23 protein-coding genes and 1 riboswitch are annotated in these 25186 nt (G+C 70.3%); of the genes, 9 read left to right on the forward strand and 14 right to left on the reverse strand.

All coding sequences use genetic code 11. The annotated features are described in order from the left end of the window. Nucleotides 1-137 precede the first annotated feature (137 nt). Nucleotides 138-419 (forward strand): HPr family phosphocarrier protein, encoded by a 282-nt coding sequence (locus tag D1369_RS10355; RefSeq protein WP_007385204.1) that lies wholly within the window; start codon nucleotides 138-140, stop codon nucleotides 417-419. A 125-nt stretch (nucleotides 420-544) separates the two neighbouring features. Here D1369_RS10355 and D1369_RS10360 read toward each other — a convergent pair whose 3' ends face one another. The 4 genes from D1369_RS10360 to D1369_RS10375 form a co-directional block, all read right to left on the reverse strand. Continuing rightward, the gene (locus D1369_RS10360) at nucleotides 545-1240 is read right to left on the reverse strand and encodes a GntR family transcriptional regulator (RefSeq protein WP_007385203.1); all 696 of its coding nucleotides are present in this window, start codon (nucleotides 1238-1240) and stop codon (nucleotides 545-547) included. A gap of 188 nt (nucleotides 1241-1428) precedes the next feature. Next, complete coding sequence (locus D1369_RS10365) at nucleotides 1429-2181, reverse strand: M23 family metallopeptidase (protein ID WP_007385202.1); 753 nt, start codon at nucleotides 2179-2181, stop codon at nucleotides 1429-1431. 13 nt (nucleotides 2182-2194) lie between these two features. Then, a riboswitch (cyclic di-AMP (ydaO/yuaA leader) is annotated at nucleotides 2195-2352 on the reverse strand. A gap of 212 nt (nucleotides 2353-2564) precedes the next feature. After that, nucleotides 2565-3953: a pitrilysin family protein gene (locus tag D1369_RS10370; protein WP_007385201.1), complete on the reverse strand. Its 1389-nt coding sequence runs from the start codon at nucleotides 3951-3953 to the stop codon at nucleotides 2565-2567. Then, a complete protein-coding gene (locus D1369_RS10375; RefSeq protein ID WP_202478080.1) occupies nucleotides 3950-5344 on the reverse strand; it encodes a pitrilysin family protein in 1395 nt (464 codons plus the stop codon). Before D1369_RS10375 ends, D1369_RS10370 begins: the two co-directional genes overlap by 4 nt. Nucleotides 5345-5671: 327 nt before the next feature. Here D1369_RS10375 and D1369_RS10380 point away from each other — a divergent pair, with 327 nt between their 5' ends. Continuing rightward, nucleotides 5672-8125: a DNA topoisomerase IV subunit A gene (locus tag D1369_RS10380; RefSeq protein WP_118082424.1), complete on the forward strand. Its 2454-nt coding sequence runs from the start codon at nucleotides 5672-5674 to the stop codon at nucleotides 8123-8125. On the opposite strand, the gene D1369_RS10385 is transcribed toward D1369_RS10380, so the two are convergent. Then, nucleotides 8122-9201 carry a GTP-binding protein gene (locus D1369_RS10385; RefSeq protein ID WP_007385199.1) on the reverse strand — a complete coding sequence of 360 codons (1080 nt, stop codon included), beginning with the start codon at nucleotides 9199-9201 and terminating at the stop codon, nucleotides 8122-8124. The genes D1369_RS10380 and D1369_RS10385 overlap by 4 nt on opposite strands. A 322-nt stretch (nucleotides 9202-9523) precedes the next feature. Between D1369_RS10385 and D1369_RS10390 the strand changes: the two genes are divergently transcribed. Further along, nucleotides 9524-10060: a DUF6082 family protein gene (locus D1369_RS10390; protein ID WP_037901635.1), complete on the forward strand. Its 537-nt coding sequence runs from the start codon at nucleotides 9524-9526 to the stop codon at nucleotides 10058-10060. A gap of 202 nt (nucleotides 10061-10262) precedes the next feature. Further along, nucleotides 10263-10499 (forward strand): hypothetical protein, encoded by a 237-nt coding sequence (locus tag D1369_RS10395; RefSeq protein ID WP_007385197.1) that lies wholly within the window; start codon nucleotides 10263-10265, stop codon nucleotides 10497-10499. A 157-nt stretch (nucleotides 10500-10656) separates the two neighbouring features. Here D1369_RS10395 and D1369_RS10400 read toward each other — a convergent pair whose 3' ends face one another. Then, nucleotides 10657-11829, reverse strand: coding sequence for a citrate synthase/methylcitrate synthase (locus D1369_RS10400; RefSeq protein ID WP_007385196.1), 1173 nt, complete (start codon nucleotides 11827-11829; stop codon nucleotides 10657-10659). Nucleotides 11830-11941: 112 nt separating this feature from the next. Between D1369_RS10400 and D1369_RS10405 the strand changes: the two genes are divergently transcribed. The 4 genes from D1369_RS10405 to D1369_RS10420 all read left to right on the forward strand — a co-directional run bounded on the left by D1369_RS10405 (nucleotide 11942) and on the right by D1369_RS10420 (nucleotide 16680). Further along, complete coding sequence (locus tag D1369_RS10405; protein ID WP_007385195.1) at nucleotides 11942-13204, forward strand: citrate synthase; 1263 nt, start codon at nucleotides 11942-11944, stop codon at nucleotides 13202-13204. Between the two features lie 52 nt (nucleotides 13205-13256). Beyond that, nucleotides 13257-14201, forward strand: coding sequence for a sucrase ferredoxin (locus D1369_RS10410; RefSeq protein ID WP_007385194.1), 945 nt, complete (start codon nucleotides 13257-13259; stop codon nucleotides 14199-14201). Between the two features lie 131 nt (nucleotides 14202-14332). Next, nucleotides 14333-16003, forward strand: coding sequence for a sensor histidine kinase (locus D1369_RS10415; protein WP_037901630.1), 1671 nt, complete (start codon nucleotides 14333-14335; stop codon nucleotides 16001-16003). Continuing rightward, on the forward strand, nucleotides 16000-16680 hold the full coding sequence (locus D1369_RS10420) for a response regulator (protein ID WP_031043638.1): 681 nt from the start codon (nucleotides 16000-16002) through the stop codon (nucleotides 16678-16680). Before D1369_RS10415 ends, D1369_RS10420 begins: the two co-directional genes overlap by 4 nt. Nucleotides 16681-16710: 30 nt before the next feature. On the opposite strand, the gene D1369_RS10425 is transcribed toward D1369_RS10420, so the two are convergent. The 3 genes from D1369_RS10425 to D1369_RS10435 all read right to left on the reverse strand — a co-directional run bounded on the left by D1369_RS10425 (nucleotide 16711) and on the right by D1369_RS10435 (nucleotide 19541). Next, the gene (locus tag D1369_RS10425) at nucleotides 16711-17784 is read right to left on the reverse strand and encodes an ABC transporter substrate-binding protein (protein ID WP_007385191.1); all 1074 of its coding nucleotides are present in this window, start codon (nucleotides 17782-17784) and stop codon (nucleotides 16711-16713) included. 73 nt (nucleotides 17785-17857) lie between these two features. Next, complete coding sequence (locus D1369_RS10430; RefSeq protein WP_007385190.1) at nucleotides 17858-18736, reverse strand: ABC transporter permease; 879 nt, start codon at nucleotides 18734-18736, stop codon at nucleotides 17858-17860. Further along, a complete protein-coding gene (locus tag D1369_RS10435; RefSeq protein WP_020121891.1) occupies nucleotides 18726-19541 on the reverse strand; it encodes an ABC transporter ATP-binding protein in 816 nt (271 codons plus the stop codon). Before D1369_RS10435 ends, D1369_RS10430 begins: the two co-directional genes overlap by 11 nt. Before the next feature lie 162 nt (nucleotides 19542-19703). Between D1369_RS10435 and D1369_RS10440 the strand changes: the two genes are divergently transcribed. Further along, nucleotides 19704-20396, forward strand: coding sequence for a response regulator (locus D1369_RS10440; protein WP_007385188.1), 693 nt, complete (start codon nucleotides 19704-19706; stop codon nucleotides 20394-20396). Between the two features lie 116 nt (nucleotides 20397-20512). On the opposite strand, the gene D1369_RS10445 is transcribed toward D1369_RS10440, so the two are convergent. Genes D1369_RS10445 through D1369_RS10465 form a run of 5 tightly spaced genes read right to left on the reverse strand, consistent with a single transcriptional unit; the run spans nucleotide 20513 to nucleotide 25087 of the window. Further along, the gene (locus tag D1369_RS10445) at nucleotides 20513-22105 is read right to left on the reverse strand and encodes a cation acetate symporter (protein ID WP_007385187.1); all 1593 of its coding nucleotides are present in this window, start codon (nucleotides 22103-22105) and stop codon (nucleotides 20513-20515) included. After that, nucleotides 22102-22665 carry a DUF485 domain-containing protein gene (locus tag D1369_RS10450; protein ID WP_007385186.1) on the reverse strand — a complete coding sequence of 188 codons (564 nt, stop codon included), beginning with the start codon at nucleotides 22663-22665 and terminating at the stop codon, nucleotides 22102-22104. The genes D1369_RS10445 and D1369_RS10450 overlap by 4 nt, the downstream gene beginning before the upstream one ends. A 60-nt stretch (nucleotides 22666-22725) precedes the next feature. After that, entirely contained in the window at nucleotides 22726-23418 is a 693-nt protein-coding gene (locus D1369_RS10455; RefSeq protein ID WP_007385185.1) for a response regulator transcription factor, read from the reverse strand. Further along, nucleotides 23415-24566, reverse strand: a complete 1152-nt coding sequence (locus D1369_RS10460) for a histidine kinase (RefSeq protein ID WP_007385184.1) — start codon at nucleotides 24564-24566, stop codon at nucleotides 23415-23417. Before D1369_RS10460 ends, D1369_RS10455 begins: the two co-directional genes overlap by 4 nt. After that, nucleotides 24563-25087 carry a hypothetical protein gene (locus D1369_RS10465; RefSeq protein ID WP_037901629.1) on the reverse strand — a complete coding sequence of 175 codons (525 nt, stop codon included), beginning with the start codon at nucleotides 25085-25087 and terminating at the stop codon, nucleotides 24563-24565. Before D1369_RS10465 ends, D1369_RS10460 begins: the two co-directional genes overlap by 4 nt. Between the last annotated feature and the right edge of the window lie 99 nt (nucleotides 25088-25186).

Consider the following 25186-nt stretch of genomic DNA (forward strand, 5'->3'; position numbering starts at 1 on the left):
GAGAACGCGCGAGGACGGACGTCGGACCGAGGCCGCGGTCCGACGATCGCCCCGGAGGGACTTCGGGTCCTCTCCGGAGACACTTCACGTGTGGGAAACTGGTCTAGACAACCTTGAGAACCGAAGGGCAGCATCACATGGCTGAGCGCCGCGTCAACGTCGGCTGGGCCGAGGGCCTCCACGCCCGCCCCGCTTCCATCTTCGTCCGGGCCGCCACGGCCGCAGGTATCCCGGTGACGATCGCCAAGGCCGACGGCAACCCCGTCAACGCGGCCTCCATGCTGGCCGTTCTCGGCCTGGGCGCCCAGGGCGGCGAGGAGATCGTCCTCGCCTCCGACGCCGAGGGCGCGGACGCGGCCCTCGACCGGCTCGCGAAGCTGGTCGCCGAGGGACTCGAGGAGCTTCCCGAGACCGTCTGATTTCGGGTCTCCCGAAAAGCACCGAGGGGCTCGTCCGAATTATCGGGCGGGCCCTTCGCTTTCCCTTTTGCGGGCAGCAGAAATACTCCCCCGCGAATTACTCTTCTTTGTATACGGCGCCCGTGTTAATGCCGCACACCCGTCACGTTTACAGGATGTTGCGAGGTCCTCACACGGTCCGCGCGCTCCGGCCCGGAGGTGAACCGCAGCCGGTGCACCACACCCGAGCGCTCGGTGTGCAGTGCCGTGATCGCCCGCGCTCGCTCGGCGTCCCCGCGTGCCACCGCGTCCACGATGGCGCCGTGCTCCGCCCAGGACTCCACCGGGTTGGCGGGTGCGTCCACGACGTACATCCAGGCGATCTTGTGCCGCAGCTGGGTCAGCATCGAGGTCAGCGCGGGGCTGCCGGAGGCCTGCGCGAGCGTCTCGTGGAACCAGCCCCCCAGGGAGCGCAGATCGTCGCTGTTGCCCCGCCTGGCCCGCTCCTGGCCCAGCCTGACCAGGCCGCGCAGCACCTTCAGGTGGGCCTCGGTGCGCCGCTGGGCGGCCCGGGTGGCGCCGAGCGGTTCGAGGAGCATGCGCATCTCCAGGAGGTCGGCGCCCTCCTGCTCGGTCGGTTCCGCCACGCACGCGCCCGCGTGCCGCCGCGTCACCACGAAGCCCTCGGCCTCCAGGGTGCGCAGGGCCTCGCGGACGGGGACGCGGGAGACGCCGTAGCGACGGGCGAGCAGTTCCTCGGTGAGCCGGCTCCCGCGCTCGTGGACACCGGCGACGATGTCGTCCCGGATCGCCGTGCATACCGAGTGCGCCGGAATACGCATGTCCGACCTCCGTCTTAATCCCCGTGAAACGTCGCCGATTGACGTGTGTTCAGTGACTCTATTGCAATGAGCGGGAATTTCCGACGGCGGACCGGAATCCAGGGATATTTTTTGGACAACGGGGCGCTGGAAACGACGAAACCCCGGCTCGGGGAGCCGGGGTCTCGCGGAGTGTGCGCGACGGGTCGTCAGACGTTCACGCCGTGCGACCGCAGGTAGGAGACGGGGTCGATGTCCGAGCCGTACTCCGGGCTGGTGCGCGCCTCGAAGTGCAGGTGCGGTCCGGTGACGTTGCCGGTCGCGCCGGAGAGGCCGATCTGCTGGCCGGGGGTGACCGACTGGCCGACCGAGACGCCGATGGACGACAGGTGGCCGTACTGGGTGTACGTGCCGTCGGCCATCCTGATCACGATCTGGTTCCCGTACGACCCGCCCCAGCCCGTCTCCACGACGGTGCCGCGGCCGACCGCGTGCACGGAGGTGCCGCTGGCGGCGTGGAAGTCGACACCGGTGTGGCTGCCGGAGGACCACAGCGAGCCGCCGGTCTTGTAGCCGGTGGAGACGTAGGAGCCGGAGATCGGGGCGACGAAGGCGTTGAGACGCTTGCGCTCGGCCTCACGGGCGGCGCGCTCCTTGGCCTCGCGTATCTCCTTGGCACGCGCCTCGGCCTTCCGCTTGGCCTCCGCCGCCGCCTTCTTCTGTGCGGCGGCCTGGGCCTGGGCCTCGGCCTGGGCGCCGAGCTGGTCCGCGAGGGAGTCGCCGACGGTGACGACGGGCATGAGACCGGTCTGCTCGACGGAGTTGTCGGCGGCGAGCGCGGGGGCGGCGACGACGCCGATGACGCCGGTGGTGGCAAGGGCCGCGACGCCTGCGGCGCGGGCGGTCGTGCGCTTCATGCGGCTGGGACGACGGTGCTTCCCGGTGGCGCAGGTGAACGCCATGTGGTGGCTGATCCTTTCCTTCCTTCTCGCCTACCGGGTTAGCTGACGGGTTCGGAGCAGGAAGGTCTCCTACGGACCCCCTCGCGGTGCGCGGGCGTCCGATTCACCCCAGGGACGGTGGGTCCCCGGCTCCCCTGGCTCGCGCCTACGGGGACTCGGCGATGACTGTCCGGTGCCGCGGGCGCGGCGCAGTGCCTGACGGACAGCCCAGAGGACGCTAAGCGGGCCTGCTTTCAATCCCCAAACCGATCAGGGTGTTTGTAGCGCATCCCACAGGGCAGACAGGCAACCTCCTGCCCAATTCGGACATCTAAGTGAGTTGGGTGTCGAAGGGGCCCTGGTGACGCTCGCGTCACCAGGGCCCCTTCGAGGCCTGGTTGCCTCTACTCGGCCGTCACGACCTTGACTTCGCCGATGCCGAGGGCTTCGACGGGCTCCTTGATGGCGGCCGCGTCGCCGACCAGGATCGTCACCAGCCGGTCCACCGGGAAGGCGTTCACGACGGCGGCGGTGGCCTCGACGGTGCCGGTCGCGGCGAGCTGCTGGTAAAGCGTCGCCTGGTAGTCGTCGGGCAGGTGCTGCTCGACCTGGTCGGCCAGCGTGCTCGCGACGGCCGCGGCCGTCTCGTACTTGAGCGGTGCCACACCGACGAGGTTCTGTACGGCGACATCGCGCTCCGCGTCGGTGAGACCGCTCTCGGCGAGCGTGCGCAGCACCTTCCACAGGTCGTCCAGGGCGGGACCGGTGTTCGGGGTGTCGACCGAGCCGCTGATGGCGAGCATCGCGGCGCCCGAGCCGTCCGGGGCGGACCTGAGGACCTGGCCGAACGACCGTACGCCGTAGGTGTAGCCCTTCTCCTCGCGCAGGACGCGGTCCAGGCGGGAGGTGAGGGTGCCGCCGAGGCAGTACGTGCCGAGCACCTGCGCGGGCCACACGCGTGCGTGCCGGTCCGCTCCGATACGGCCGATCAGCAGCTGCGTCTGGACGGCGCCGGGGCGGTCCACGATGACGACCCGGCCGGTGTCGTCGGCGGTCACCGGCGGCACGGGGCGCGGCTCGCCCGTGGAGCCGGTCCAGGAGCCGAGGGTGTCGGCGAGCAGCGCGTCCAGGTCGATGCCGGTGAGGTCACCGACGACCACGGCGGTCGCGGTGGCGGGCCGCACGTGCTTCTCGTAGAAGGCGCGCACGGCCGCGGAGTCGATGTTCTCGACGGTCTCCTCGGTCCCCTGGCGCGGGCGCGACATGCGCGAGTCCGCCGGGAAGAGTTCCCTGGAGAGCTCCTTGGCCGCGCGGCGGGACGGGTTGGCCAGCTCGTGCGGGATCTCGTCGAGGCGGTTGCGGACGAGCCGCTCCACCTCGCTGTCCGCGAACGCGGGCGCCCTGAGCGCGTCGGCCAGCAGACCGAGCGCCTTGGCCAGGCGGGAGGCGGGCACTTCGAGGCTCAGACGGACGCCCGGGTGGTCGGCGTGCGCGTCCAGGGTGGCGCCGCAGCGCTCCAGCTCGGCGGCGAAGTCCTCGGCGGAGTGCTTGTCGGTGCCCTCGGAGAACGCGCGCGCCATGATCGTGGCGACACCGTCCAGGCCGGCCGGCTCGGCGTCCAACGGCGCGTCCAGGAGCACCTCGACGGCGACGACCTGCTGGCCGGGGCGGTGGCAGCGCAGGAGGGTGAGGCCGTTGTCGAGCGTCCCGCGCTCGGGGGCGGGGAAGGCCCAGACCTTGGGCTCGCCCGCCTGCGGCTGCGGGTGGAATTCCATCGTGGCGAGCTCGGTCACTTGGCCGCCTCCTCGTTCTCGTCGCTGGCTTCTACGGTCGCCGCGGCCTGCGGGTCCTCGGCGGCCTCCTCGGCGCTGTCGGCGATCTCGGCCGGGGCGGTGGGCTCGTAGACGAGCACCGCGCGGTTGTCGGGGCGCAGTTTGGCCTTGGCGACCTCCTGGACCTCCTCGGCGCTCACCTCCAGGACGCGCTGTACGGCGGTCAGGGCGAGCTGGGGGTCGCCGAACAGGACGGCGTACCGGCACAGTTCGTCGGCGCGGCCGGCGACGGTGCCGAGCCGGTCCAGCCACTCGCGCTCCAACTGAGCCTGGGCGCGCTCCATCTCCTCGGCCGTGGGGCCCTCCTCGGCGAACCGCGCGAGCTCCTCGTCGATGGCGGCCTCGATGACCGGCACCTCGACGTCCCCTGAGGTCTTCACGTCGAGCCAGCCCAGGGAGGGCGCACCGGCCAGGCGCAGCAGGCCGAAGCCGGCCGCGACGGCGGTACGGTCGCGCCGTACGAGCCGGTTGTAGAGGCGGGAGGACTCACCGCCGCCGAGGACGGTGAGGGCCAGGTCGGCCGCGTCCGCCTCGCGGCTGCCGTCGTGCGGCAGCCGGTAGGCGGCCATCAACGCGCGCGCGGGGACCTCCTCCTCGACGACCTCGCGCAGCTGCTCGCCGATGATCTCGGGCAGGGAGCCGTCGCGGGGCGCGGGCTTGCCGTCGTGCGAGGGGATGGAGCCGAAGTACTTCTCGATCCAGGCGAGCGTCTGCTCCGGGTCGATGTCACCGACGACCGACAGGACGGCGTTGTTGGGCGCGTAGTACGTGCGGAAGAACGCGCGCGCGTCCTCCAGGGTGGCCGCGTCCAGGTCGGCCATCGAACCGATCGGGGTGTGGTGGTAGGGGTGGCCCTCCGGGTAGGCGAGCGCGGTCAGTTTCTCGAACGCGGTGCCGTAGGGGACGTTGTCGTAGCGCTGCCTGCGCTCGTTCTTGACGACGTCGCGCTGGTTCTCCATCGACTCGTCGTCGAGGGCGGCCAGCAGCGAGCCCATGCGGTCGGCCTCCAGCCAGAGGGCGAGCTCCAGCTGATGGGTCGGCATGGTCTCGAAGTAGTTGGTGCGCTCGAAGCTGGTGGTGCCGTTGAGCGAGCCGCCCGCGCCCTGGACGAGCTCGAAGTGCCCGTTGCCCTTGACCTGTCCGGAGCCCTGGAACATCAAGTGCTCGAAAAGGTGAGCCAGGCCGGTACGCCCCTTGACCTCGTGGCGCGAGCCGACGTCGTACCAGAGGCACACCGCCGCGACCGGGGTCAGGTGGTCCTCGGAGAGCACCACGCGCAGCCCGTTGGCCAGGCGGTGCTCGGTCGCTGTCAGGCCCCCGGTGCCTGCCTGGTCTGTGGCCGTGTGACCCATGGGCATGTACGTCCCTTCGATCGCGGTCGCGGTCGTCAAAACCGCGCTTTTCCTGCCGGTCCTGCCACTGTATGCAAGCGTGCGGACCCTCGGCGAAGTTCCCGGAGCACGTACGCCCACAGCGGATCGCGTAGCCTGCGGGCAACCGTGAGGGAGGCGCTGTGCGGTCGCCGGCCCGGGCGGCCCGGCCGGGCCCCGGCCCGGACTGTCAGTGCCGCGGTCCACAATGGTCCGCGTCAGATCCCGTTCACGCTTCAGCAAGAGTGAGCCAAAGGGCCGAAGTGAGCGACCCGTAGGCGAGCGACCAGAAAAGAGGAGCCGGCAGCGATGGCCCGCCGCAGCACGAAGACCCCGCCGCCCGACGACTCGTACGAGGAGCGGATCCTCGACATCGACGTCGTGGACGAGATGAAGGGCTCGTACCTCGAGTACGCGTACTCGGTCATCTACTCCCGCGCGCTCCCCGACGCCCGCGACGGCCTCAAGCCGGTGCACCGACGCATCGTCTACCAGATGAACGAGATGGGCCTGCGCCCCGACCGCGGCTATGTGAAGTGCGCCCGCGTGGTCGGCGAGGTCATGGGTAAGTTGCACCCGCACGGCGACGCGTCGATCTACGACGCCCTGGTGCGCATGGCCCAGCCCTTCTCGATGAGCGTCCCGCTGGTCGACGGCCACGGCAACTTCGGCTCGCTGGGCAACGACGACCCGCCGGCCGCCATGCGGTACACCGAGTGCCGCGCCGCCGAGGCCGCGAGCCTGATGACGGAGTCCATCGACGAGGACACGGTCGACTTCGCGCCCAACTACGACGGCCAGGAGCAGGAGCCGGGCGCGCTGCCCGCCGCCTTCCCGAACCTCCTGGTGAACGGCGCCTCCGGCATCGCGGTCGGCATGGCCACCAACATGGCGCCGCACAACCTCACCGAGGTCATCGCGGCCGCCCGGCACCTGATCCGCTACCCGAACGCGGATCTGGACGCCCTGATGAAGCACATCCCGGGCCCCGACCTGCCCACCGGCGGCCGGATCGTCGGTCTCTCCGGCATCCGGGACGCCTACGAGACGGGCCGCGGCACCTTCAAGATCCGCGCGACGGTCTCGGTGGAGACGGTGACGGCCCGCCGCAAGGGCCTGGTCGTCACCGAGCTGCCCTTCACGGTCGGCCCGGAGAAGGTGATCGCCAAGATCAAGGACCTGGTCAACGCGAAGAAGCTCCAGGGCATCGCCGACGTCAAGGACCTCACCGACCGCGCGCACGGCCTGCGCCTGGTCATCGAGATCAAGAACGGCTTCGTACCCGAGGCCGTCCTGGAGCAGCTCTACAAGCTGACGCCGATGGAGGAGTCCTTCGGCGTCAACAACGTGGCGCTGGTGGACGGACAGCCGCTCACGCTGGGCCTCAAGGAGCTTCTGGAGGTCTACCTCGACCACCGCTTCGAGGTGGTGCGCCGCCGCAGCGAGTTCCGGCGCACCAAGCGACGCGACCGGCTGCACCTGGTCGAGGGCCTGCTCACCGCCCTGGTCGACATCGACGAGGTCATCCGGATCATCCGCTCCAGCGACAACTCCGCGCAGGCGAAGGAGCGCCTGATCGAGCGCTTCTCGCTGAGCGAGATCCAGACGCAGTACATCCTGGACACGCCCCTGCGTCGCCTGACCAGGTTCGACCGCATCGAGCTGGAGTCCGAGCAGGACCGGCTCAACGCGGAGATCGCGGAGCTGACCCGGATCCTGGAGTCGGACGCCGAGCTGCGCAAGCTGGTCTCCGCCGAACTGGCCGCGGTCGCCAAGAAGTACGGCACCGAGCGGCGCACGGTCCTGCTGGAGGCCGGCGCGACGGCCCCCGTGGCCGCCGTACCGCTGCAGGTGGCCGACGACCCGTGCCGGGTGCTGCTGTCCTCGACGGGTCTGCTGGCCCGTACGGCGAACGGTGAGCCGTTCCCGGAGGAGGCCGGCGGAAAGCGCGCCAAGCACGACGTGATCGTCTCGGCGGTACCGGCCACCGCGCGGGGCGAGATCGGCGCGGTGACGTCGTCCGGCCGTCTTCTCCGCCTGAACGTCATCGACCTGCCGCAGCTCCCGGAGTCGGCCGCGAACCTCGCGGGCGGCGCCCCGCTGTCGGAGTTCCTCTCCCTGGAGGACGGCGAGACGCTGATCTGCCTCACCACCCTGGACGAGTCCTCGCCCGGTCTGGCGCTCGGCACCGAACAGGGCGTCGTCAAGCGCGTGGTCCCCGACTACCCGTCCAACAAGGACGAGTTGGAGGTCATCACCCTCAAGGAGGGCGACCGGATCGTCGGCGCGGTGGAACTGCGCACCGGCGACGAGGACCTGGTCTTCATCACCGATGACGCCCAGCTCCTGCGCTACCAGGCCTCGCAGGTCCGTCCGCAGGGTCGTCCGGCGGGCGGTATGACGGGCATCAAGCTCACCGAGGGCGCGAAGGTCATCTCCTTCACGGCGGTGGATCCGGCAGCCGACGCGGTCGTCTTCACGGTCGCGGGCTCGCGCGGCACGCTCGACGACTCGGTCCAGACGACGGCCAAGCTGACCCCGTTCGACCAGTACCCGCGCAAGGGCCGCGCCACGGGCGGTGTCCGCTGCCAGCGGTTCCTCAAGGGCGAGGACTGCCTGTCCCTGGCCTGGGCGGGCGCCGTCCCGGCCCGCGCGGCGCAGAAGAACGGCACACCGGCCGACCTCCCGGAGATCGACCCGCGCCGCGACGGCTCGGGCGTGTCGCTGGCTAAGACGGTGTCGGTGGTGGCGGGGCCGGTCTAGGCCGGTTCCTCCGGGTCCTCCTCGGTGCCCTGGACGTAGCGCAGGACGCCCCACATACCGGCCTCGTCGGCGGTGTGCGGGGCGTCTGTCGTGTCCGCCCTGCACGCCTCCAGTTCCTTGCCGAGCGCCTGGGTGTCGATACCGGAGCCGATGAGGACGAGCTGGGTGAGCCGGTCGTCCCCGGCGTCCCAGGGCTCCGGGTAGAACCGCAGGAAGCTGCCGACGGCGTGGACGGCGTAACGGTTGCGGGCGTCGTACGGCCCGAAGTCGACGTACCCCTTGATCCGGTACAGCCCCTCCGGCCTGCTGTCGAGGAAGGCCATCAACCGACGGGGGTCCATGGGCACGTCGGAACGGAACGCCACGCTGTCGTAGCCGGAGTGCAGGTGGTCCTCGTGGCCGTGCTCGTCGGTGTGGTCGTGGAGGTCGTCGAAGGAGAGCTGTCCGATGCGCTCCTCGCCGGGCCGGCAGTCGAAGAGGAACTCGGGGTCGATGCGGCCGTAGGTGGCCGGGACCACGGCGGCGCGGTCGACGAGCGACCGGACGACCGCCAGAACGCGCTCGGCGTCCTGGGGAGCCGCCCGGTCGAGCTTGTTGACCACGACGAGGTCGGCGAGGCCGAGATGCCGGTCGAGCTCGGGATGCCTGGCGCGGGTGTCGTCGAACTCGGCGGCGTCGACGACCTCGACGAGACCGCCGTAGACGACATGGGGCTGCTCGCTGGCGAGCACCATGCGGACGAGTTCCTGCGGCTCGGCGAGCCCGCTGGCCTCGATGACGATGACGTCGATGCCGGTGTCGGGGTGGGCGAGCCGGGAGAGGTACTGGTCGAGCTCGCCGACGTCGACGGCGCAGCACAGGCAGCCGTTCCCGAGGGAGACGGTCGAGTCGCCGAGCGCGCCGGCGACGGCCATCGCGTCGATCTCGATGGCACCGAAGTCGTTGACGACGGCTCCGATACGGCTGCCTCCGCTGCGGTGGAGGAGGTGATTGAGGAGCGTGGTCTTGCCGGAACCCAGGAATCCGGCGAGCACGACGACCGGGATCTGCCGGGGGCTCCCGCTCGGCTGACTCAACGTACGACCTCTTTCGCGCTGCTGCGTGCACCGGATCGCGGTCCCGGCGCACGTACGAGGTTTCTGTGCCGGACCAGGATACGAGCCGGAATAATCACCGCGAAGTGAACGATTGTTAGCAGCACTTGCGGGGCAGACGTTGGGCAAGGCGCTGGTTCGTGCGACCCTCACTTCCCTCCGTGCGCCTCCTCTCCGCCTCCCCCGCCGATCAGAGCCGCTCGGCACCCTGGGAGACGGCAAGCGCCGCCCACCGCTCGCCGGTCCCCATCAGTCGACCCGCACCCCGACGACCGGCGGACGGCCGTTTGAATCGGGGATTGACATGGCCACAAAGAAGTCTGGGATACGAGGGCTTGGCTCTGCCGCAGCGGCAGGGGCTGCTTTCGCTGCGGGGGCTCTCACCATTGCCGCCGCGTACCAGCACTGGCAGGGGGTTTACGCCGCGCGTGTACAGCGGCTGGAGATCCAGCGCGCCCGACTGACGGACTACCAGCGCCTCCAGTTACGCCTGCTCGACAAGGCCATAGACGATCCCCAGCTGGCGGCCGTGATGAGCACGATCGAGACAGCGTCCGCTGCGGAGCGGCGGCAGTTTCTCTTCGCCAACGCCCTCTATGTCAACGCCGTCTTCGGCTACCGCATCGGGGTTGCCGATTTGGACGAGTTGCGTGGGCACCTTCGCATCCTGGTCCGCAACACCGTCTTTCGCGCGTACTGGGAGGCCACACGCCCCCACCGCGCGAGCCTCCGGGACGACACGGAGGAGGGGCGTGTCGGCAGGATGGTGGACTCCCTGATTCGCGATCTGGATGAGAGCGACACAGACGAGTGGTGGGTGGTGGGTGAACCTCCGGGGTGAACTTTCAGGGTCAACTTCCAGGGTGAACCTCCTGCCGCATGCTGAGGCCTGAACAGCGGCCAACAGCCCGATCCATGCGGCCAGTTGGCCGACACCTGCGGCCGACCGAGTGGTACCGTTTCGGGTAAGGTCCGACCTCTTGAATCACCTCAGTAACACCGAAACATCTGAGCAACCACCGAGGCCTGAGGATCGGATCCCCTTGAAAATCGTGCGCCGTATCGGCGCCTCCCCACGTGAGCGCGGCAGTATGTCCGGCGAGTCCTGCCCGGACATCTTCGAGCTCAGCGACGGCAACTTCGCGGTCATCGGAACCGAAGCCACCGCAGAGTTCGACACTCTGCTTCCTGCCGACGCCTCCCGCGCCGACTACGAGCGGATCGTCATCGTGAGCCGGGAGACCCTGGTTCGCGCCAAGGACGACATTCCGGACGCCTGACGCATCCCCGGGCAACGATCCCACCCCGCTTCGTTCCCCGCACCGTCCCCCGACCGCACCCGACCAGGGAGCGGCTCGGCTGTTCGAGCAACAGACACCCACACCATTGCTCAGCCATCCTTCGTGAGCCCGGCGCCAGAACGGCACCGGGCCTCATTCACCTCTGGGCCGGCACCGGCACCGCCACCGGCGCCTTCGCCCCCACATACCGCGCCACCGGCCGAATGATCTTCGAGTCCGCCGCCTGCTCCAGGACGTTCGCGCTCCACCCCACCACCCGCGCCGCCGCGAACGTAGGCGTGAACATCTCGCGAGGCAGCCCGCACAGCTCCATGACCACGCCCGCATAGAACTCGACGTTGGTGTGCAGTTCCCGCCCCGGCTTCAGCTCGGCCAGGATCGCCTCGACGTGGCGTTCCACCTCGACGGCGAAGTCCACTCGGGGCCCGCCGAACCGCTGGGCGACCTCCCGGAGCATCCGGGACCGCGGGTCCTCCGTGCGGTAGATCGCATGGCCGAAGCCCATGATCCGCTCACCGGCGAGCACGCGTTGACGGATCCAGAGGTCGATACGGTCGGGCGTGCCGATCGCGTCCAGGGTGTCCAGCGCCCGGCTCGGCGCTCCCCCGTGCAGCGGCCCGGACAAGGCCCCTACGGCCCCCACGAGACACGCCACCACATCCGCCCCCGTCGACGCGATGACCCGCGCCGTGAAGGTTGATGCATTGAATCCGTGATCAATGGTTGAGATCAAGTACTGCTCCACCGCCCGGGCCCGCTGCGGCTCCGGCTCCGAACCCGTCAACATGTAGAGGTAGTTCGCCGCGTACGAGAGATCCTCACGCGGCTCCACCGGTTCGAGCCCCTGTCCCAGCCGGTGCAGCGCGGTGAGCAGCGTCGGCACCGCCGCGGCCGCGACGAGTGTGTCCCTTCGCCGCTCGTCCGGGCCGATGTCGTACACCGGCCGGAACCCCTTCGCCGCACCGAGCAGCGACAACGCCGTACGCATTCCGGCGAGAGGACCCGACCGGCCACTCGCCGCGGCTAGCGCGGGCAGCGCAGCCCGCACCCCGTCCGGCAGTCGCCGCAGCGCGGCGGTCTCGGCGCGGAAGGCCAGGGCCTGTCCGGCGTCCGGCAGTTCACCGTGGACCAGGAGATGCCAGACGTCCTCGAAGCCACGGGTCTGCGCGAGCTCGACGGCCGAGTACTGGCGATAGTGATAGAACCCCTCGCGCCCCCGGACATCCCCGACCTCGGTGTCGGTGACGACGACTCCGGCGAGTCCTCGTGGTACTTCGACGAGTGGGGTGGTGGACCTGCTGACCGACATGATTCCTCCCTGGACTTGATTCGACTGTCCATGGTTGACTCAGTGGCTGTCAATATTGATTGAATCAATACAGTCTGATCAACCCACCCCGCTGCGGATACGGTGACCTCTTATGCGCGATCAAGACCCGCTCCCCGGTCCCGCCGACCACCGCCTCAGCACCAAGGAAGCCGCCGAACTGCTGGGCGTGAAGCCCGAGACGGTCTACGCCTACGTGAGCCGCGGCCAGCTCAGCAGCCGGCGCGTCCCTGGCGGCCGGGGCAGCACCTTCGACGCCAAGGAGGTGGAGACCCTCGCCCGGCGCAACCGCCGGGAGAGCGGCGGGAGTCCGGGCTCCGGCGGCGAACTGTCCGTACGGACCCGCATCACGTTCATCGACCGGGACCGCTACTACTTCCGGGGCGTCGACGCGACCGAACTCGCCGCGCGCCACTCCTACGAAGAGATCGCGGAGTGGCTCTGGACCGGACGAATGCAGCCCGGCATCACCTTCACCGCCCCCGACGCCACGGTCGACACGGCCCGCCACGCGGTGGACGCACTGCCCGAACACACCGGCCCCACCGACCGGTTGCGCGTCGCCGCGATCGCCGCCGCGGCGGCCGACCCGCTGCGTTTCGACTTGTCGGAGGACGCAGTGCTCGGCACCGCACGGACCCTCATCCCCACCCTTGTCGCCGCCCTGCCGCCTGTTCTCCACGACCGCCGTCGGGACGACGGCCGACTGGCCCCCCGACTGTGGACGCGACTGAGCGGACGCAAGCCCGACGAGGCGTCCTTGCGCGCCCTGGACACCGCGCTCGGCCTTCTCGTCGACCACGACCTCGCCGCCTCGACCCTCGCGGTACGCGTCGCCGCATCGGCACGCGCGCACGCGTACGCGGCCGTCTCCGCCGGACTCGGTGTCCTGGAGGGCCCCTTGCACGGCGCGGCCAGCGGGCTCGCGCACCGGTTGCTGCTCGACGTGCTCGACCGTGGTGACGCGGCCCCCGTGATCGCGGAGGAGCTGAGGGCCGGCCGCCGCATCCCGGGCCTCGGCCACCGGCTCTACCCGGGCGAGGACCCACGCGCGCGTGCCCTGTTCACCCTCCTGGAGGAGATCCCGCGCGCCGAGCCCGCCCTCCTCGCGGCCCGCGACATCGTGGCCACCACCGCCCGCCACACTCCCTTGCAGGCCAACGTGGACCTGGCCCTCGCCGTACTCACCGTCTCCTCCGGGATGCCGTCCACGGCGGGCGAGACGATCTTCGCCGTCGCCCGTACGGCGGGCTGGATCGCCCATGCGCTGGAGGAGTACGGGGAACGCCCGCTGCGCATGCGCCCGAGCGGCACTTATGTGGGCCCGAAACCACCGCAGCCGCTGCCGGAGCCCTGACAGGGAGGCGGCCGGAAGTCGCCGGGCGCCGAGTCAGGTTAGGCTTACCTCTGTGAGTACCTGCTCAACGGTCTCGCACGACCTCGACGAGCCCGTTTCCGGAACCGCGGCCACCGCGCGGACCTGGCTGCTGCTGGAGCAGCCCGGTCCCTGGGGCGCCAAGGCGCTCACTTCGAGCCACCTCGACCCCGCACTGGGCCGCGCCCTTGAGGCCGCGGCGAAGGACACGGGCGTGCGCATCGCGCTCATCCGCCGCCCCGGTCGGCACGCCGACAGCCGAACACCCACCACCCGGCAGGTGTACGCCGCCCACACCGTGCCCGGCAACGTGTGGCTGCACAGTGCGACGACCCGCGACCCGCGGGACCTGCTCGGCCTGGACCTCGCCGCACTCGGCAGCGGCGACCCCAGCGGCTTCGGCGCGGCGCTCGGCGGAGGTCCCCACACCGGTGATCCGCTCGCGCTCGTCTGCACCAACGGCAAGCGGGACCGCTGCTGCGCGCTCCTCGGCCGCCCGCTCGCCGCGGAACTGGCCGCCTCCGGCGTCGAGGGCGCCTGGGAGGTCACCCATCTGGGTGGTCACCGGTTCTCCCCCACCTTGCTCGTCCTGCCGTACGGCTACGCCTACGGACGCGCCGAGGCCCATGCGGTCAAGGAAGTCCTCCACAGCGTCCAGGAGGGCCGGATCGTGGTCGAGGGGTGCCGCGGCAACTCCGCCTGGGAGCGCCCCGGCCAGGCGGCCGAGCTGGCCGTCCGCACGGCAGTGGGCGAGTACGCGGCCCAGGCCCTGACCGTCGCCCGCGTGGACGGCGCGGCCCCGCACTGGGAGGTGACCGTGGCGCACACCGACGGCCGCCACTGGCGCGTCCTCGTGGCCCAGACCGCGTCCCTGCCGCCCCGTCCCGAAAGCTGCGGGGCGTCGGTGCTCGGCTCGCCCGCGCGGATGGACGTGGTGGCTGTACGCGAGCTGAGGACATCGGCAGCGCTGGCGAGCTGACCGGAAGGCGGGTCGATCACGGCGACCGGGTTCCTGCTCGGCCGCCACACCGGTTGGTCAATGTGTTGATCAAGAGATCCATGCCACACCCCCTGCGGTGAATCGGGCGCCTCCCCGTACCGTTCATGGGTATGAGCCGCACTCCCCCCGCCCGCCGCCTGCGCCTCGGACTGCCCCGCCGGGTGTTCTCGCAGGTGCTCCTGATGCAGTTGGCGATCGCCGCGGGAGTCGTGGTGCTCGCGACCGGCCTGTTCCTCGCGCCTTTGAGCAACCAGCTGGACGACCAGGCGATGCGCCGGGCACTGGCCATCGCCCAGACCACCGCCGCGGAGTCGCAGATCGCCGAGCAGGTCAAGGACACGCCCCCACTGCCCGACGGGCCCGTCCAGCGGGAGGCCGAGCGGATCCGCAGGGCGACCGGTGCCGAGTACGTCGTGGTGATGGACTGGCGAGGCGTCCGCTGGTCGCACCCCACCCGCGGCGAGGTGGGCAGGATCGTCTCGACCGACCCGGGCCAGGCCCTGTCCGGCAAGGAGATCATGCAGATCGACAGCGGCACCCTGGGCCGCACCGCCCGCGGCAAGGTGCCGTTGTACGACAGCCGGCACAAGATCGTCGGGGCCGTCTCCGTCGGCATCGCCTACGACAGCGTGCGCGCCCGGCTGATCCACGCGATCCCGGGGCTGTTCGCGTACGCCGGCGGGGCTCTCGCCGTCGGCGCGCTGGCTGCCTGGTTCATCTCCAGGAGAGTGCAGCGGCAGACCCGTGACCTGGCCTTCTCCGACATCTCCGCCCTCCTCGCCGAGCGCGAGGCCATGCTGCACGGCATCCGGGAAGGCGTCGTCGCCCTGGACCGCGCCGGACGCGTCCGCCTGCTCAACGACGAGGCCAGACGTCTGCTGGGCATCGGTGACGAGGCCGTCGGTCGCTCCCCCGACGAGGCGCTCGGGGACGGCCGTACGGCCGACGTCCTGGCCGGCCGCGTGACGGGCACCGATCTGGTCACCGTGCGTGGCCAGCGGGTGCTGGTCGCCAACCGGATGCCGACCGACGACGGCGGTGCCGTCGCGACCCTGCGCGACCGCACCGAGCTGGAACAGCTGGGCCGGGAGCTCGACTCGACCCACGGTCTCATCGACGCCCTGCGCGCCCAGGACCACGAGCACGCCAACCGGATGCACACGCTGCTGGGGCTGCTGGAGCTGGAGATGTACGACGACGCCGTGGAGTTCGTCGGAGAGGTCGTCGGCGACCACCGGGCCACCGCGGAGCAGGTCACCGAGAAGATCGAGGATCCGCTGCTCGCCGCGCTGCTGGTGGGCAAGGCGACCGTCGCCGCCGAGCGCGGGGTCGCCCTGTGGGTCTCCGACCGGACCCGGCTGCGCGACCGGCTGGTCGACCCGAGCGGCCTGGTCACGATCGTCGGCAACCTCGTGGACAACGCCCTGGACGCCGTCGCCGGCGACCTCCACGCACGCGTGGAGGTCGAGTTGCGCGCGGAGGGCCGTGCCGCCGTCCTCAGGGTGCGGGACACCGGGCCCGGAATCCCGGTGGAACAGCGGGAACTGGTCTTCACCGAGGGCTGGTCCACCAAGGAGCCTCCGGCGCACCGGGGGCGTGGCCTCGGGCTCTCCCTCGTGCGCAAGCTCGCCGAACGCCAGGGGGGCAGCGCGACCGTGGCGGAGGCGGACGGCGGAGGCGCGGAGTTCACCGTCGTACTGCCCGATGCGCTGGCCGAACCGCAACCGGCTCTCACCGGGCCGCCGGCCCAGCAGACCGCCACCGAGGAGGAGTCGTGCTGATCGAGGTCCTGGTCGTGGACGACGACACCCGCGTGGCGCGCGTCAACGCCGCCTACGTCGAGAAGGTGCCCGGCTTCCATGTGGCCGGCGAGGCGCACAGCGCCGCGGACGCGCTGCGGCAGCTGGAGGCGCTGCCCCACGTCGACCTGGTCCTCATGGATCACTACCTGCCCGACGAGACGGGCCTGGCGGTCGTGCAGGAGATGCGCCGACGCGGCCACCAGACCGACGTGATCATGGTGACGGCGGCGCGGGACGTGACGACCGTGCAGGCGGCGATGCGGCACGGCGCGCTGCAGTACCTGGTCAAGCCGTTCGCCTTCGCGGGCCTCAGGGCAAGGCTGGAGGCGTACGCCGAGCTGCGGCGCACCCTGGACGGCGGCGGCGAGGCGGAACAGGCCGAGGTCGACCGCATCTTCGGTGCCCTCTCCTCGCCGGCGGAGCCCGATCTGCCCAAGGGGCACTCCCCGACCACGGTGGAGCTGGTCCGCAGGTCTCTGATGAACGCCGAGGGGCCGCTGTCGGCGCAGGAGATCGCCGACCGCACCGGGGTGAGCCGGCAGACCGCCCAGCGCTATCTGAAGCTCCTGGAGCGCACGGGGCGGGCCAGACTGACCCTCAAATACGGCGACGCGGGCCGCCCGGAACACCGTTACGTGTGGGCGACCCGCGCGTGAGGGAGGTACCTCGCGCTCAGCCTGTGGTGCTCAGCCTGTGGTGCTCTGCGCGGCCTTCGCGACGAACTCGGTCGTGTATGTCCTGTCGAGGTCCACGTCGGCGTTCTGGATGTTGGGGTTGAACGCCTTGAGGACCTTCTCGACGGTCTCGGGGCCGTCCTTGGGCATCACGCCGTCCTTGGTGAACATCGGCAGCGTGTTCTTGATGGCCACCGCGTACAGCAGCTTGTTGCCCTGCGAGTAGTCGGCGGGCATCTTGTCGGCGATCTGGGTGGCGCTGTGGGTGGACATCCACTTGAGCGTCTTGACGAATGCATTGGCCAACTTCTGGACGGTCTCCTTGTGACCGTTGACCCAGTCCGTCTGCATGTACAGGCTCGACGACGGATACGGACCGCCGAGTGCCTCCTCGGATCCTTGGGGCGTGCGCATGTCCAGGAGGATCTTGCCGGCCTTCTTGTCCAGGATGGTCGCGACGGTCGGGTCGGTCGTCATGCCGCCGTCGATGGAGCCCTGCTGGAGGGCCGAGATGAAGGTCGGTCCCGCGCCGACGGCGACCGGGGTGAAGTCGCTGACCTTCACGCCGTTCTTGACGGCGAGGTACTTGGTGAGGAAGTCGGTCGAGGAGCCGAGGCCCGTGACGCCGAGCTTCCTGCCCTTGAAGTCCTTGGCCGACGTGATGTCGCCGGCCGCCTTGTTCGAGACGATCTCCACCTCACCGGGCGCCTGCGAGAACTGCACGACCGACTCCACCTCCTTACCCTTGACCTGCAGGTCAAGGGTGTGGTCGTAGAAGCCGACGGCCCCCTGGACCTGGCCGGAGACGAGCGCGGTCTCGGCCTGGACACCGGCGGGCTCGCTCAGCAGCTCCACGTCGAGTCCCTCGGAGTCGAAGTAGCCGAGCCGCTGGGTGAGCATCGCGGGCAGGTAGATGACCTTGTCGAGGCCACCGACCATGATCTTGACCTTGGTTCCCTTGCCGTCGCCCTTGCTTCCGGAGTCGGCCGACGCCGTACTGGCGGCGTCGTTGGCACAGGCGGTGAGCGAGCAGAGGGCGAGCAGGCCGGCGGCGGCCAGGGAGGTGAGTCTGGCGGTCTTGCGCATGCGGTTCACGTCCTTGTGAGGGGTGGTGCGGAAAGGGCTGGAGCTGGGGAGGAGGCGGCTGCCGTGGACGGGCTCAGCTGTCGGAACCCGTCGGCTTCCAGCGGAAGATGCGGCGCTCGGCGAAGGTGAGCAGCCCTTCGGCGAGGAGTGCGACGACGGCGAGAATGACCATCGCGGCGTACACGCCGGCGGCGTTGAAGGTGCCCTGCGACTGCGCGACGAGCAGGCCGATGCCCTTGGTCGCGCCGATGTACTCGCCGACGATCGCGCCGATGAGGGCGAAGCCGAAGCTGACATGCAGGCTGGTGAAGATCCACGAGGTCGCGGACGGGATGACGACCTGAAGCGTGACCCTGCGGTCGCTCGCGCCGAGGATGCGGGCGTTGGCGACCAGGTTGCGGTCGACCTCTCGGGCGCCCTGGAAGGCGTTGAAGAAGACCGGGAAGAAGACCAGGACAACGGCCGAGGCCACCTTGGAGGCCGGTCCGAGTCCGAACCAGATCACGAAGATGGGGGCGAGGACGATCCTCGGTATGGAGTTGAGCACCTTGATGTATGGACCAAGGACATCGGCAAGCAAGGTGATCCGCCCCAGCGCAATACCGAAGACCACACCGGCCACCACACCCACGACCCAGCCCAGCAGCGCCTCGTACAGCGTGTACCAGATCTGTTCGCCCAACGAGCCGAGTGCGGTCCCGTGCGTCACCCAGGTCCAGATCTGGTCCCAGATCTTCGAGGGCATGGAGAAGTTGAAGGGATCGATGATCTCGGCCCGCGAGAGCGCTTCCCACAGACCGAGGACGGCCACCAGGAGCAGCACCCGGGACGCGGTGACGACGATCCGGCGTCTGCGGGCGGCACGCGCGCGTGAGTGCGCGCGGCCGGTCTTGTCGCCGGAGTCCGTCAGGGCTGGTGCGACCTGAGCCTCGGGCATGACGTCAGGCGACATGGGCGGCGCTCCTCTCGCGAGTGATGCGGACCTCTTCGCCGAGGGACTCCCAGATCTCGCGGTAGATCTCGATGAACCGCGGCTCCAGTCGCACCGACTCGACCTTGCGCGGCCGCGGCAGGTCGATGTCGAAGACCTGCTTGACGGTGGCGGGTCCGGCCGTCATCACGACGACCTTGTCGGCCAGCGCGATGGACTCCTCCAGGTCATGGGTGACGAAGACGACGGAGGCGCCGGTGCCCTCCCACAGTTCGAGGAGTTCGTCGGACATCAGGGCCCGGGTCTGCACGTCGAGCGCGGAAAACGGCTCGTCCATGAGCAGGATCTCGGGATCGTTGACGAAGGTGGCGGCGAGCGCGACCCGCTTGCGCATGCCTCCGGAGAGCTGATGGGGGTAACGGTCCTCGAAGGCCGCGAGACCGACCCGGGCCAGCCATTCCCGCGCCTTCTGCCTGGCCTCCGCCTTGGGCACACCGCGGAAGCGAGGGCCGGCCATGACATTGGACAGGACCGTGCGCCAGGGGAAGGTGGCGTCCTGCTGGAAGACGAAACCGACCTTGTCCCCGACTCCCCGCACCGGCTCCCCGACGACCAGGACCTCGCCCTCGGAGGGCTCCTCCAACCCGCTGACCAGTGTCAACGTAGTCGACTTGCCACAGCCCGTGGGCCCGACGACCGCCACGAACTCCCCACGCCCCACCGTGAGGTCAAGTCCCCTGACGGCCGTGTGCAGACCCCCCGACGGGGTCCGGAATGTCTTGCTCGCGCCCCGCAGCTCGATGGCGGGGCTGGTGTCTGCGCTCATGGCCGGGGACGGTAGATGTGGCCTGCGCCACGGCATCAGGCTTCTGGGCACATGCCGTTCTTTTGCCTGCAACAGCCTGTTGTGCTCGTTTTGCGCGCGCTACAAACAGCGAAGCCGAAACACGGGTGTTACGCCCGCCAGGCCTTGAGGGAAAGAGGCCCGATGATTGACGTCCTGGTCGTGGACGACGACTTCCGCGTCGCCGAGATCAACGCGAAGTACGTGGGGAAGGTTCCCGGCTTCCGGGTCGCGGCCCGCGCCCACAGCGCTGCCCAGGCACTGGCCAGCGTGCAGCGCGGGACCATCGACCTGGTCCTGCTCGACCACTACCTTCCCGACCAGACGGGTCTCGAACTCGTCCACCGCATGCGGGAACAGGGCCACGGCACCGACGTCATCATGGTCACGGCAGCAGGGGACGTGACCACCGTCCAGGCCGCCATGCGCCTGGGCGCCCTCCACTACCTGGTCAAACCCTTCACCTTCGCGGCCCTGCGCACCCGCCTGGACTCCTACGCCGCCCTGCGCCGCACCGTCGACCGGGTCGGCGGCCGCGGCATCGCCGGTCAGGAACAGGTCGACAGGATCTTCAGCGCCCTGCGCACCACACCGGCTCCGGCCTCCCCCGGCCTGCCCAGCGGCCACTCGGAGCCGACCACGGACCTCATCTGCCGCGTCCTGCACCACGCCGAGCACCCGCTGTCGGCCCACGAGGTCGCCGCCGAGACCGGCCTGAGCCGCTCCACCGCCCAGCGCTACCTCCGCCACCTCGAACAGGCCGGTCGCCTCCGCCTGACCCTCAGATACGGCGACACGGGGCGGCCGGAGCACCGTTACGCCTGGGTGGCGCCCTAGCCGTACGCCGCGAAAGACCTCGTCGACAGACGCCGTACGGCGACGGCTGGTGTCGCCGACGAAGGCGGATGCCGTACGACGACGAGGGCGCCGCCCGCTCACTGTCGCCGCCGCCCCTACACGGCTCCCGCCCCGGTGAGCGACCGTACCTCGGTCTCCGCGTGCTTGGCCTCGTCGGCGACCTCCGCCGAGGTGACCGTACCGAGCCAGCCCGCGACGAAGCCCAGCGGAATGGAGACCAGCCCGGGGTTCTGCAGCGGGAAGTACTGGAAGTCGACGCCGGGGAAGAGGGATTCGGGGCTGCCGGACACCACGGGCGACAGCAGCACCAGAACCATGGCCGGGATCAGTCCGCCGTAGACCGACCAGACGGCGCCCCGGGTGGTGAACCCACGCCAGAACAGCGAGTAGAGCAGCACCGGGAGATTCGCGGACGCGGCGACGGCGAAGGCGAGGCCCACCAGGAAGGCCACGTTGAGATCGCGGGCCAGCAGACCGAGGGCGATGGCGATCACGCCGATCCCGACGGCGGCGGTCCTGGCCACGGCCACCTCACTGCGCGGCTTGGCCCTTCGGCGCCGTAGTGAGGCGTACAGGTCATGGGCGACGGAGGCGGAGGAGGCGAGGGTGATGCCGGCGACCACGGCGAGGATCGTGGCGAAGGCGACGGCGGCGACGATCGCGAACAGAACCGTTCCTCCCGTGGAGTCGGTGCCGCCGCCCAGGTCGAGGGCCAGGAGGGGGACCGCGGTGTTCCCCGCGGCGTTGGATCCCCGGACCGTCTCGGGACCCACGATCGCCGCGGCACCGAACCCGAGGACGATCGTCATCAGGTAGAAGCCGCCGATGAGCCCGATCGACCAGACCACCGAACGCCGTGCGGCGCGTGCGGTGGGCACGGTGTAGAAGCGGGACAGGATGTGCGGCAGCCCCGCCGTGCCGAGCACGAGAGCGAGTCCCAGGCTGATGAAGTCAAGGCGGGCGGTCCAGTCTCCGCCGTACTTCAGACCGGGTGCCAGGAACGACTTGCCGTGGCCGCTGCGTTCCGCCGCCGTGAGCAGCAACTGGTCGATGTCTCCGTGGAACCGCACCAGCACGAGCACGGTCAGCGCGACGGTCCCACCCAGCAGCAGGACCGCCTTGACGATCTGGATCCAGGTCGTCGCCCGCATCCCTCCCAGGGACACATAGATCACCATGAGCGCCCCGACGGCGATCACGGTCCAGGACTGGGCCGCCTGGCTGGTGCCTCCGAGCAGCAGCGCAACCAGGCTGCCCGCGCCCACCATCTGCGCCACCAGATACAGAACGGACACCGTGACCGAGGAAGTTCCCGCCGCGATCCGCACCGGCCGCTCGCTCATCCGCGCCGCGACCACGTCAGCGAGGGTGAACCGCCCGCAGTTGCGCACCAGTTCGGCGACGAGGAACAGCACCACCAGCCAGGCCACGAGGAAGCCCACCGAATAGAGCATCCCGTCGTACCCGAAGAGCGCGATGAGCCCGGAGATACCGAGGAAGGACGCGGCCGACATGTAGTCGCCCGCGATGGCAAAACCATTCTCCATCGGCGAGAACAGCCGCCCGCCCGCGTAGAACTCCTCCGCCGAACCGTGCCGGTGGCGGCTCACCCAGGTCGTGATCCCCAGCGTGACCGCGACGAACGCGCTGAACAGCAGCAGCGCCAGAGTCTGGTGGTCTCCCGTCACGATGTCGCACCACCCCGGGCCGTACGCGTCAGTTCCTGGGTGTCCCACCGCAGTTCGAGTGCGGCCCGGTCCCGGCGCAGTCTCGCGTGCCGGGCGTAGGCCCAGGTCAGCAGGAAGGTGGTGAAGAACTGTCCGAGTCCCGCGACCATCGCCACGTTCACCGCGCCGGCCACCGGCCGTGCCATCAGTCCGGGCGCACTCGTCGCCGTCACCACGTAGACCACGTACCAGGTGAAGAACCCGATGCCCGCCGGCACCACGAACCTCCGGTACCTGCTGCGCACCTCCTGGAAGGCCGCGCTGCGCTGCACCTCGAGGTAGACGTCAGCAGCCGCTGCGGCACGGTCCTCGCGCTGCGCGCGTGCCGTGGCGACCGGGGCCACGGGGGTGCCGTCGCCGCCCGTCTCGCCCCAGCCGGAGGCGAGCTCGTCGTACCAGGGGTCGTCGTACCGCACCCCGGCGGACGCTTCGGTGCGGGCCATATCGAGGCCGTCGTGGTTCTCGGCCGGGCTGTCGGCATCACCCTCGCTTCCGCGAGGACGAGCGTTGCTTGACTGCATGCCCAAGGATGGACAGAACGGGAAGATCCCCGACTCTTCTTCCCCGCGCTCTTCACCCCATCAGGTGACTCCTCCCATCGGTGGCCGTACAAGCCCCTTCGCATAGGCGTAACGCACCGCCTGGGCCCGGTCCTTGATTCCCGTCTTGGCGAAGAGGTTGTTGATGTGGGTCTTCACCGTGGCGGTCGAGACATGCAGTTCGCGGGCGATCTCCTGATTGGTCAGCCCTTCGGCGATCAGCGCCAGCACTTCGACTTCCCGGGCGGTGAGCCCGTCGGGTGCCTCCGCAGGTGCCGGCTGCGGCGGTTCGGGGTCCGACAGCCGCTCCAGCAGCCGCCGTTGGATACTCGGGGACAGTCCGGCGTCCCCGGAGAGGACGCTCTGCACGGCCCGCACGATCTCGTCGCCACCGGCGTCCTTGGTGAGATAACCGCGCGCCCCCGCCTTGAGCGCGGGGAACAGCGACTCGTCGTCTGCGAAGGTCGTCAGCACCACGACCTGGGTCGCGGGGTACTCGGCCCGGATCCTCCGGGTCGCCTCCACCCCGTCACAACGGGGCATGCGCAGGTCCATCAGCACCACGTCCGGGGCGAGTTCGGCGACGAGCTCCACCGCCTCCTCCCCGTCCCCGGCCGCGCCCACGACCTCGACTCCGGGCAGCAGACCGAGCAGCATCACGATGCCTTCGCGCACCACGGTCTGGTCGTCCGCGACCACCACCCGCGCGGGCTTCGTCTCCGCCCCCTCCGTCATACCGGCACCTTCAACGTCACCACGAACCCTTCGTCGTCCGGCCCGGCGTGCAGCGAACCACCCAGCAGTTCGGCGCGCTCCCGCATCCCCAGCAGACCGTACCCGCCTCCGGTGGTGGTGAGTTCACCCGGCGAACCACCCGAGTCCCGCACGACCAGCGTCACCTGCTCCTCGCCGTACTCCAGCCGCATCCGGACCCTGGCCCCCGGCGCATGTTTGCGGACATTGGTCAGGGCCTCCTGCGCGACCCTGCGTACGGCCTGCGACGCCTCGACCGGCAGCGGTCTGCGCTCACCCGAAATGGTGGTCTCGGCTCCGTCGGCCGTCCCGACGAGCTCGCTCAGGAAGTCCTCCAGCGGAGTCATGTCCCCGCGCAGAGCCGACAGCGCCTGCCGGGTCTCCGCGAGACCGTCGCGAGCCATGCCCCGGGCCGCCACCACCCTTTCGAGGATCTGATCCCGGTCCGCACCCCCCTCGATCAGCAACCGGGCCGCCTCCAGGTGGACGAGCTGGGCCGAGAGACTGTGGGCCAGCACGTCGTGGATCTCCCGAGCGATCCGGGCCCGCTCCGCGAGCGCCGCCGACTCCGCCTCGGCCGCCCGCGCGGCCCGCTCCTGTGTGAGCAGCCGCTGGGCGTTGCCACGGGCCTCGGCGTCCAACCGCAGGACGTAACCGGCCAGGGACAGCCCCGCGGTCGTGGCCAGGGTGGTCAGCCACACGTCGTCGTTGAAGGCGGCGTAGAAGGCGAGAGCGACCACGGTCACGGGCAGGGCGGCGGCGATGGGCAGCCGTTCCAGAGCGGTGATCGCGCAACCGCACCACAGCACGAGGGCGACGACCCCGAAGTGGGCGGCCTGGGCGGCGACCGCGATCGTCAGGAGGACGCCGTAGAGCGCCAGGGAAGGCCAGAGCCGGTGCGCCAGGGTGGTGCGGAAGAGGGCCCAGGCAACGACGGCGGACAGGAGGATTCCCGTCACTGCTCCGAGCACGCCCCAGCCCTGCACGCGGCTGCTGTGGAAAGCGCCCCACAGGAGCATGACGAGCACCAGCGACCGCGTGACCCAGCCGAGCAGCCGCCGAGGACGCGTGGTCGCCTCACGCCCGAGCGCCTCCCGGGAGGGCCAGCGGGTCCAGACGTTGTCCGTCACACACGTTCCTTCCCCGAGGACCGGACCATGGGCTGACCGTACGCCGGGGCGGGTGCGGCGGCAGGGCTCAGGGAACGCGCTCGCCAGTCGAGGGTCCCGGAGCGCACGAGCAGGGTGGCCGCGAGGGCGAGCAGCAGCGCGGAGGAGTCCTGGTGGACACCGAGCGCCGCGCCGAGCGCGAAGAGGCCGAGACGCAGTCCGATTCCGACGGCCCAGACAGCCCCGCTCGCCTTGGTGCTCCTGCTCCACACCGCGCCGTCCGGTTCGGTCCATATCCGGTTCGTCCAGGCCCAGCCGGCCCCGATGGCAAGGCCGGTGAGGAGTTCGGCGGTCAGCAGGGCGATCGATGCCGTGCGGTGCTGGGCGTCGACCAGTCCCGGCTCGCGCAGGGCCACGACAGCCAGGACGACGGGCAGCAGCCACCAGCGCCGCCCGGTGTCGATCCGGCTCGCCCGGAACTGCCGGGCGATCACCACGACCACCGCGACCACGATCAGCAACGCATCGACGAGCCCGGACATCACAGCCTCCGTGAGCGAGGAAGGGACTGCCGGCAGCGGACGCCGCCGACACCTTCGAAGCTACGGAAATCCGCAGGTCGCGAGATCGGAGCGGGGGTG

Source organism: Streptomyces sp. CC0208 (genome assembly GCF_003443735.1).
Classification (GTDB): Bacteria; Actinomycetota; Actinomycetes; order Streptomycetales; family Streptomycetaceae; genus Streptomyces; species Streptomyces sviceus.

Bases quoted from the DNA above. Each gene is read 5' to 3' on its own strand.
- D1369_RS10355 (WP_007385204.1), top strand. From the start codon at position 138: ATGGCTGAGCGCCGCGTCAACGTCGGCTGGGCCGAGGGCCTCCACGCC.
- D1369_RS10360 (WP_007385203.1), bottom strand. From the start codon at position 1,240: ATGCGTATTCCGGCGCACTCGGTATGCACGGCGATCCGGGACGACATC.
- D1369_RS10365 (WP_007385202.1), bottom strand. From the start codon at position 2,181: ATGGCGTTCACCTGCGCCACCGGGAAGCACCGTCGTCCCAGCCGCATG.
- D1369_RS10375 (WP_202478080.1), bottom strand. From the start codon at position 5,344: ATGGGTCACACGGCCACAGACCAGGCAGGCACCGGGGGCCTGACAGCG.
- D1369_RS10380 (WP_118082424.1), top strand. From the start codon at position 5,672: ATGGCCCGCCGCAGCACGAAGACCCCGCCGCCCGACGACTCGTACGAG.
- D1369_RS10390 (WP_037901635.1), top strand. From the start codon at position 9,524: ATGGCCACAAAGAAGTCTGGGATACGAGGGCTTGGCTCTGCCGCAGCG.
- D1369_RS10400 (WP_007385196.1), bottom strand. From the start codon at position 11,829: ATGTCGGTCAGCAGGTCCACCACCCCACTCGTCGAAGTACCACGAGGA.
- D1369_RS10405 (WP_007385195.1), top strand. From the start codon at position 11,942: ATGCGCGATCAAGACCCGCTCCCCGGTCCCGCCGACCACCGCCTCAGC.
- D1369_RS10415 (WP_037901630.1), top strand. From the start codon at position 14,333: ATGAGCCGCACTCCCCCCGCCCGCCGCCTGCGCCTCGGACTGCCCCGC.
- D1369_RS10425 (WP_007385191.1), bottom strand. From the start codon at position 17,784: ATGCGCAAGACCGCCAGACTCACCTCCCTGGCCGCCGCCGGCCTGCTC.
- D1369_RS10430 (WP_007385190.1), bottom strand. From the start codon at position 18,736: ATGTCGCCTGACGTCATGCCCGAGGCTCAGGTCGCACCAGCCCTGACG.
- D1369_RS10435 (WP_020121891.1), bottom strand. From the start codon at position 19,541: ATGAGCGCAGACACCAGCCCCGCCATCGAGCTGCGGGGCGCGAGCAAG.
- D1369_RS10440 (WP_007385188.1), top strand. From the start codon at position 19,704: ATGATTGACGTCCTGGTCGTGGACGACGACTTCCGCGTCGCCGAGATC.
- D1369_RS10450 (WP_007385186.1), bottom strand. From the start codon at position 22,665: ATGCAGTCAAGCAACGCTCGTCCTCGCGGAAGCGAGGGTGATGCCGAC.
- D1369_RS10455 (WP_007385185.1), bottom strand. From the start codon at position 23,418: ATGACGGAGGGGGCGGAGACGAAGCCCGCGCGGGTGGTGGTCGCGGAC.
- D1369_RS10465 (WP_037901629.1), bottom strand. From the start codon at position 25,087: ATGTCCGGGCTCGTCGATGCGTTGCTGATCGTGGTCGCGGTGGTCGTG.